This window comes from Streptomyces sp. PsTaAH-137, assembly GCF_003259365.1.
GTDB lineage: Bacteria > Actinomycetota > Actinomycetes > Streptomycetales > Streptomycetaceae > Streptomyces.
In genome coordinates, this window is sequence record NZ_QLLY01000111.1 from 1 (window position 1) to 1044 (window position 1044).

Sequence of the window (1044 nt, forward strand, 5' to 3'; positions counted from 1 at the left end):
CCCCCGCCGTGGCGCTGCTGAACTTCACCGCGTGTCCGGCGACCTCGTCGGAGTGCCGCTTGAAGTCGTCCGCGTGCTTGAGCAACTGATCGGGATGCACCGAGAATCCGGTTCCCGCGCCGCCCGCACCGGCGGAATCGGCGATCGCGTCGGAGGCCGCCTCGACACCCTTGAGAACCAGGCCCTTCAGGGCCCGCCCCACGATCTCCTCCAGAGGTTCCACGGCCTGGGACGCGAGATGCGCCACGATCTCCTCCAAGGCGCGTTCGAGGAGCTCGTTCACCACCTTCTTGGTGACCTGTATCAGCGCCGCCTCCGCCGCCGCCGCGGCGCCCAGCGTGAACACCGCCGCCGCGGCAGCAGCGGCCAACTGGACGGCCACGAAGACCAATTGCGCGATGACGGCCACCTTCGCCGCGACGACCAGCACCGCCGCGATCTCCAGAGCGACGGCCACCATCTCGCAGCCCTGCATCAGCTCGGTCATGTGGCTGGTCGCCAGCCTGCTCCAGGTCTCTGCCAGCCGGTCGTACGACGATCCCTGGTAGCTGGCCGCCATGGCCTGGATCGTCGCCGAGGCCTGCTCCTGCGACGCCCCGATATCACCCGCGAAGGTCCGGACGTGCCCGGCGAACTCGCGGACCGCGTCCTCGTTCACCTGAGGCCAGTTCAGCCCCATCAGATCCATGATCCAGACGAGCTCGCCCGGCAGCTCGATTGCCATGAGTCCCCCCAACTCCTGTGCGGCTGAACAGCCTCATTCGAAACAGACGTTCGAGAGTAGGCCACGCGTGCACTCCTTGGCTGGGCAGATGGGAGCGATTTGGTGAAGGAGGTCTGGGCTCGACCGCGGCGACCGGCCCACGCATTCGACGCGAGCCGGTCAAGGAGCCGGGTGAGCGCGGGCGGCTTCCGGTTCGGTGCGCCGCGTTCGCAGGTCACAATGGAAGGGCTTCCATAATCAAGTGAGGGAAGGCCCACGTCCATGACTGAGGAACTGCCGCAGCGGCACGCCACGCTCGACGACGTGGCCGCGCAGGCGGG

General features: G+C 67.9%; 1 protein-coding gene. It reads right to left on the bottom strand.

Features of this window, described 5'->3' with window-relative positions; all coding sequences use genetic code 11:
• Positions 1-724 (bottom strand): hypothetical protein (locus tag K377_RS41260; protein WP_111668731.1); only part of this gene is annotated, 724 nt, incomplete at its 3' end.
• Positions 725-1044: the final 320 nt, after the last annotated feature.